The organism is Streptomyces sp. MK7 (assembly GCF_032658145.1).
GTDB classification, from domain to species: Bacteria; Actinomycetota; Actinomycetes; order Streptomycetales; family Streptomycetaceae; genus Streptomyces; species Streptomyces spiralis.
The window spans coordinates 1-5,995 of sequence record NZ_JAVACL010000102.1; the positions used below are offsets into that span (position 1 = coordinate 1).

The window sequence follows — 5,995 nt, forward strand, 5'->3', positions numbered from 1 at the left end:
ACCTGACCGGGTGGTGGACGGACGAGGCGGGTCGGTTCGCGCTGTCGTTGAGCGTCATGCGCTGAACGGAACGGTGCCGCACAACGCACCGCCGGGGCCTGACGCGCACTGCGTCAGGCCTCGGCAGCACACGGTTGATCGGCGGGTGGCCGTCGAGCGCGGTGTGGCAACGATGGTGGTTGTGGTGTGCGGGAAGTCTGCCAGGATTGCGGTGTGCTCATCGTTGCCGGCGTAGGGCCGCAGGTGGACCCCCTCGTCGAACAGGGTGCGCTGTGCAGCGTTCGACCTTGCCGCTGGTCTGCGGCCGGTGGGCTCGTGTGAGCTTGCCGGCCGCGCCGAGGGGTTGTGCGGAGTTGTGCCGACCACGCCTGACCCGCCCAAGCGTCAGTGGTGCGTCCGAATGCCAGGGCGGTTGGGGTCGACGAGAGCGGCGTACTCGGGATGCTCGTCGATGAAGGAACGGACGACCGGGCAGATGATCGTCACTGTGTGTCCGGACTGGGCGACGTCGTCGAGGGCACCGGCGATCAGTTCTCCGGCCACACCGTGATGCTGGTACTCCGGATCCACTGCGATCGAGATCATCGAGACCCGCCCGCCCGTCACCTGGTAGACAAGGGTTCCGATACGGTCGGGCCCGAGCCATGCGTCGTAAGTCTCCGCCTCCGTATCCTTTGCCACACGGATGTCGAGGTCTGTGTACTTATCCCTGTCCATGCCATAACAGCGCCCCGAAGCAGAAGATTCTTACTCGTACGAATCGCCGAAGAGCAGGTGGCGACGGCCCTAGGCCATGTCGGCCAGAGCGGCGAGGCTGCTTCCGCCGACCATCTCGTCCGGGCCCGCGAAGTGTAGGTATTACGGAGCACACACTGGTCTGCAGTGGCGTCTCCTCAGCTCCCTTGGCGCAGTGCCGATTCGGCGGCGGCACGATCGGAGTAGCCCGGGAAGCGGGTGTCGATCAGATCGTCATACGCGTCAGTTCGCGACAGGTAGTCGACCACAAAGGGGCAGATCGCGGTGACAGTGCCGGAGCGGGCGCGGATCTCGTCGAGAACTCGCCGCACCAGAGCCCCTCCCACCCCTTGGTGCTGATGACTCGACGCGACTTCAGTGTGCCGAAGAGCGTACCGGTTGGGCCTCAGACGGGTGTAGTAGAGCCAACCGACGAGGTCACCGTTACGGTGGAGCTCGAAGCGGCCCTGATCGGGGCTGTCGGTCAACTGCTCGGCCATCGGCCGCTGTTCTCCACTGCTCATGGGCTCACCGCTCCAACGCATAGCTACGTGCACTCAGACGGCCGTCAGTTGGGACCTTAAAGTCTCAGAATGGCACTTGGCTAGTCATAGCAGCAGCGACTCAGTGGCGTATGTTGGACCTGGTGGTCCACTTGTGTGGATCCAAACAGTCCGTGGTTACCACCCCGCAGCAGACGGCGTCCACTCCGCGTCGCCGACCTGCACAACCTCGCCCTCACAGCACTGCGCCTGAGTGAACAGCAGGGTCGGCGGGGGCTCGACGCCATTCAAGGGACAACGCTCAAGGAGAGCGCATACACATGTTCAAGCGCATATTGCTCGCGGTCGACCCGAGTCCTGCCCGTCTCGCCTCCGTACGCATGGCTGGTGACATGGCACGGCTGACCGGTGCCTCCGTTCACGTCGTGCACGTGGCTGCGGCCACTGCAACGCTCGACACCGTCGTACGCCTGGAGGACGACGCCGAAGCCGAGGCGATCCTTGACGAGGCCGTCGCGACTCTCCGCGACGAAGGCATCAAGGCGGACGGCACCCTGGCCACCGGCTTGCTCAGTGAAGTGCCGTCCCTGATCACGTCGGCGGCCGAGCAGTTCCGTGCAGATCTCATCATCCTCAGCCCCCACCACCGCGGAGCCGTCGCGGCCCTCTTCAATCCCCGCGTGAGCGACGCCGTCACGCACGCCAGCCGCACGGCTGTCCTCCTCGTCCCGGATGAGCCCGAGGCCGCGAGCAGCTGAACCTGACCGCGGCGCGCAAAAGGAGCAACTCTCAGGATGGAACGCGGCCCGGCCCCGCACTCCGCGAGGCCGCGCCGCTTCGGGGGCGAACGACGAGTTGCGGCAAGATCGCGGCCTTGTCGGGTAAGACAGCGCTGCGGATCGACACTAACCAGCCGGAAGCTGGCATCACTCTTTGTCCCTTCTCGCCTTGCGGTGTCGCGTGGCGCCATTCGACCAGGGTGCGCCGGCCTAGTACTCCAGCCGTAGATCGTGATCTTGCTGGCGGCGGTCCGGGAACGGTGCGTGTCACCGGTGACCACCGGTGCATGGAGGCAGAAGATCAGTCAGCCGCGCCGTGGACGCCGAGGTCGCAGTCATCCGGGCGTGCCGTCGCAGCCGCGGGTGTGCTCGCATGGAGGAGCCCCGTACTGAGACACTTCCGCCAACGAGCACGCCGGTCGGCGCGCAGACTGCGGCAGGGGGGATGGGCACATTGGTCCGCACGAACGGGCGGGACAAGGGACTCCTGTTGATCTTTGGGGGGATGGGCCTGCTGCTCGCGATCGGGGGTATCGGGATCTTCTCCGCGGTTCAGGAGAACCAGGCGAACCTCGGGGCTCTGGAGAACTCCGGCAAGGCATTCCTGAAAGCCCTTGGCTCAGGGGACGGTGATGACGCCTGCGCCCTCATGACCCGGACAGCACGGTCCGAACTCGCCGCCGCCCAGCACAAGGACACATGCCCGCAAGCCGTCGAAGCGCTCGTAGCCCCCTTGAGCGACGCGGAACGAGACGAACTGGCCGGCTCCTACGCATCCCGGTTCTTCGCGAGAGGCGGCAGCCTCGGACACATAAACGTCGATGACAACCCTCTCCAGATCAGCGAGCTGCTGCTTTCGAAGGTCGACGGCAAGTGGCTGGTGGCCGAATGGCGGTAGCGGTCGGCTATGAATCGTGATCTTCACGACCGATTCGTGCCCTGTCGGCGGTAGTGGCTGGCCTGGGCTCGGGCTTGGTGGCGACGCCGCCAGGCGGACCAGTGGAGTCGATGGGCTGCATCGTGCACGTGCCGGACGACGAGCGTCGTGAACAAGCGCTGGATCTCGTTGCAGGTGAACCGGATCAGCCCGCTGGGGGCGGGATGGCGAGCGTGTTCGTCAGCGCGGACGACGGCGAGGAAGGCGTGAGCGAGCATGGCAAGGGTGACCCAGCGAGACCATGAAGTGAAGCGTCGGACCTGGTGCTCGTCCAGTCCGGCCAGGCCCTTTGCGGCCTGAAATGTCTCCTCCACCCGCCACCTCGACCCGGCGACGCGGACCAGCGTGGGCAGGGGTACCGGGGTCGGCGAGAAGCAGCGGTAGTAGGCGAGTTCGCCGGTGGCGCGGTCGCGGCGGATCAGCAGCCGGTGGCTGCCGGACCGGACTTCGGCCAGGTCGATGACGGCCCAGTCGTAGAAGCGGTGCCCCTTCGCGCCGGCCCCGGCCGACAGCTTCTGCCAGGCCCGCTTCGGCACCTTCGCGGCCAGAGCGTCGACTCGGAACTTCCCAGCGGGGGTAGCGACTTCGTGGGTGCGGGCGACGGCGAGTACGTAGCCGCATCCGCGTTCCTCCAGTGCGGCGCGCAGTTTCGGGTTGCCGCCGTAGACCTCGTCGCCGGCGACCCACGGGGCTTGGTGGCCCGCGTCCAGGAACCGGCCGATCATGCGGGCGGCCAGTTCCGGTTTGGTGGCGAATGCGGTCTGATCGCCGAGGCCGGCGGCCTGGCAGCGCTCCGGCTCGGAGGTCCATGAGCGCGGGACGTACAGTTCCCGGTCCACCGCGGCGGCCCGCGTAGATGAGGTAGACGGCGACCTGCGAGTTCTCGATCCTGCCCGGGACGCGTATCTCAATAACTGCTTGCCCAGGCGGTGTTGATGGGAGGGTGGACTATGAGTGTGCGTCCGCCCGTCACAGAGTTACGGGCCAAGTTCGACCGGACCCTGCCGCATCTGGATGAGCGGCGCCATCGGCTCTACCTGGCCAGCGAGGCCGCGGCCATCGGCCACGGTGGGATCACCCTGGTGGCCGCCGCGTCCGGGACCAGCACCGCCACCGTCGCGCGCGGCGTCACCGAGCTGGCCAGGGACGCGGTGCCGACGCGGCGGGTCAGGGCTGCGGGAGCTGGCCGCAAGCCGTTGACGGTCACCGACCCCGGCCTGTCGGCGGCTCTCGAGGCACTGATCGAGCCGCACACCAGAGGCGACCCGGTCTCTCCGCTGCGATGGACCACACTGTCGCTGCGGACGCTGGCCTCGACTCTGACGTCGCAGGGCCATCCGGTCAGTGCCGCGACCGTCGGGCGCCTGCTGCACGGTCTCAGAAGCTGTTGTCTTTTCGATCTTGAGGGATGCGCGTCGAACGGGAGTCCCGATCGGGTGGTCGCGGGGCGCTGGGCGCATACGAACAGGGCCTCCTGAACAGCTCGTTGGTGTCGAATCACCGAGCAGCAGGAGGCCCTGGTGCAGCAGTCTTGCGCGCCGATGCCCGGGCAGTCCAGCGCGGTCACCTGGGAGTGTGACTGCCTGGCTCACCGGTTCGGAAACGCCGCCGATAACGGGACGCGGCAGCCGCGCTACCCGACGGACATGACGGACGAGGAGTGGGCCCGGGTCCTGCCGCTGCTGCCGGTGCCGGGCTGGATGCGCGGCCGGGGCGGCCGGCCGGAGGCGTACTGCCACCGGGCCATGCTTGATGCGATCCGGTATCTCGTGGACAACGGGATCAAGTGGCGGGCGATGCCCGACGACTTCCCGCCGTGGGACCGCGTCTATGCGTTCTTCCGCCGCTGGCGCGACAACGCCCTGGTCAAGGAGTTCCACGACCGGTTGCGCGCGAGGGTCCGCGAGGAGCTGGGGCGGGACGCGCAGCCGACCGCCGGGGTGATCGACTCGCAGTCCGTCAAGGCGGACGCCGTCGTCGGCGCCGGCAGCCGGGGCTTCGACGGCGGCAAGCTCATCAACGGCCGCAAGCGGCACGTCGTGGTCGACACCCTCGGCCTGCTGCTGGGCGTGATGGTCACCGCCGCAGATGTCGGCGACCGCACCGCTGCCGAGGTCATGCTCAGGCAGGTCGCCAACAACCACCACCGGCTAGAACTGGTCTGGGCCGACGGCGGCTACACCGGCAGCCTCGTCGAGTACTGCCTGGCCACATTCGCCCTGGTCCTGGCGATCGTCAAACGCAGCGACGACATGCGCGGCTTCGTGGTGCTGCCCAAGCGGTGGATCGTCGAGCGCCTCTTCGCCCACCTGATGCGAAGCCGCCGCCTGGTGCGCGACTTCGAGCGCCGCACCACCAGCGCCGAGGCGATGGTCTACTGGTCGATGACCTTGCTCATGACCCGTCGCCTGGCCCGGTCACGCCTGCCGCGAGGGTGAAGCGGCCCGGCTGCTGCTCGGCCAGCCAGCCGCGCGCGACCAGGCGTTTCGCCTTCGACCGCAGGGCCTCCACCCGCGCCGGCACCACGTCCATGCCGAACACGGCGGCCATCTCCTGGCAGGTCAGCGGCCCCTGATGGAGCCGGGCCCGGTCCGCGAGCGCCGTGAGGATGCGCTGGTAGTCCACCGACAGCACCGACCAGGCCAGCCCCTGGTGCCACACCGGCACCTGCGACTTCGGCTTCGCCGCGTCCCGCAGCGTCGACTGCACCTCCGCATCCCGCGGATCCGCCGTGACCTCCGCCTCGGCGGCTGCACCGTCGTCCGGAGCCAGCACCGTATCGACCCGCCTGCGGGCGATCGCCCACTCCTGCCATTCCAGCTCGGCCGCGGCGAGCTCGGCCTGGATGCGGTCGGCCGCCTCCCGCAGCCCGTCGACTCGGCGCCGAGCGGCGAGCTCGTGCTGTTCCAGCAGCCCAACAACTGACGGCATCCGCGACCTCCCGGGGAACGACGACCCGACAGGCCACCACTCCCACGGAACCACCACTCCTATCCCCGACCAGCAGAAACGCGTCGATCACGTCCGGAAAGACAACACCT

General features: G+C 68.0%; 6 protein-coding genes and 3 pseudogenes. 4 read left to right on the forward strand and 5 right to left on the reverse strand.

Features of this window, described 5'->3' with window-relative positions; translation table 11 throughout:
• Positions 1 to 127: 127 nt before the first annotated feature.
• From R2S09_RS39775 to R2S09_RS39785, 3 genes and pseudogenes are all read right to left on the reverse strand, one after another.
• Positions 128 to 346: pseudogene (locus R2S09_RS39775) on the reverse strand (integrase core domain-containing protein); the annotation flags it as partial.
• Positions 347 to 384: 38 nt separating this feature from the next.
• Complete coding sequence (locus R2S09_RS39780) at positions 385 to 717, reverse strand: GNAT family N-acetyltransferase (RefSeq protein WP_306193174.1); 333 nt, start codon at positions 715 to 717, stop codon at positions 385 to 387.
• A 176-nt stretch (positions 718 to 893) separates the two neighbouring features.
• On the reverse strand, positions 894 to 1,280 hold the full coding sequence (locus tag R2S09_RS39785) for a GNAT family N-acetyltransferase (protein ID WP_306193175.1): 387 nt from the start codon (positions 1,278 to 1,280) through the stop codon (positions 894 to 896).
• A gap of 338 nt (positions 1,281 to 1,618) precedes the next feature.
• Between R2S09_RS39785 and R2S09_RS39790 the strand changes: the two genes are divergently transcribed.
• On the forward strand, positions 1,619 to 1,996 hold the full coding sequence (locus tag R2S09_RS39790; RefSeq protein WP_399145720.1) for a universal stress protein: 378 nt from the start codon (positions 1,619 to 1,621) through the stop codon (positions 1,994 to 1,996).
• A gap of 526 nt (positions 1,997 to 2,522) precedes the next feature.
• Positions 2,523 to 2,915 (forward strand): hypothetical protein, encoded by a 393-nt coding sequence (locus R2S09_RS39795; protein ID WP_316746154.1) that lies wholly within the window; start codon positions 2,523 to 2,525, stop codon positions 2,913 to 2,915.
• 23 nt (positions 2,916 to 2,938) lie between these two features.
• On the opposite strand, the pseudogene R2S09_RS39800 reads toward R2S09_RS39795, so the two are convergent.
• Positions 2,939 to 3,848 (reverse strand): annotated as a pseudogene (locus R2S09_RS39800) (IS701 family transposase); the annotation flags it as partial.
• Positions 3,849 to 3,904: 56 nt separating this feature from the next.
• Here R2S09_RS39800 and R2S09_RS39805 point away from each other — a divergent pair.
• Together R2S09_RS39805 and R2S09_RS39810 are read left to right on the forward strand one after the other, a co-directional pair.
• Positions 3,905 to 4,390 (forward strand): annotated as a pseudogene (locus tag R2S09_RS39805) (ISAzo13 family transposase); the annotation flags it as partial.
• A gap of 210 nt (positions 4,391 to 4,600) precedes the next feature.
• Positions 4,601 to 5,392 carry an IS5 family transposase gene (locus tag R2S09_RS39810; protein WP_316746156.1) on the forward strand — a complete coding sequence of 264 codons (792 nt, stop codon included), beginning with the start codon at positions 4,601 to 4,603 and terminating at the stop codon, positions 5,390 to 5,392.
• Here the strand turns inward: R2S09_RS39810 and R2S09_RS39815 are convergent.
• Positions 5,349 to 5,885 (reverse strand): hypothetical protein, encoded by a 537-nt coding sequence (locus tag R2S09_RS39815; RefSeq protein WP_316746157.1) that lies wholly within the window; start codon positions 5,883 to 5,885, stop codon positions 5,349 to 5,351. The two genes, R2S09_RS39810 and R2S09_RS39815, sit on opposite strands and share 44 nt — an antisense overlap.
• Positions 5,886 to 5,995 lie beyond the last annotated feature (110 nt).

Coding starts and splice junctions, on each gene's coding strand:
- R2S09_RS39780 (WP_306193174.1), bottom strand. CDS start 717: ATGGACAGGGATAAGTACACAGACCTCGACATCCGTGTGGCAAAGGAT.
- R2S09_RS39785 (WP_306193175.1), bottom strand. CDS start 1,280: ATGCGTTGGAGCGGTGAGCCCATGAGCAGTGGAGAACAGCGGCCGATG.
- R2S09_RS39790 (WP_399145720.1), top strand. CDS start 1,619: ATGGCTGGTGACATGGCACGGCTGACCGGTGCCTCCGTTCACGTCGTG.
- R2S09_RS39795 (WP_316746154.1), top strand. CDS start 2,523: ATGGGCCTGCTGCTCGCGATCGGGGGTATCGGGATCTTCTCCGCGGTT.
- R2S09_RS39810 (WP_316746156.1), top strand. CDS start 4,601: ATGACGGACGAGGAGTGGGCCCGGGTCCTGCCGCTGCTGCCGGTGCCG.
- R2S09_RS39815 (WP_316746157.1), bottom strand. CDS start 5,885: ATGCCGTCAGTTGTTGGGCTGCTGGAACAGCACGAGCTCGCCGCTCGG.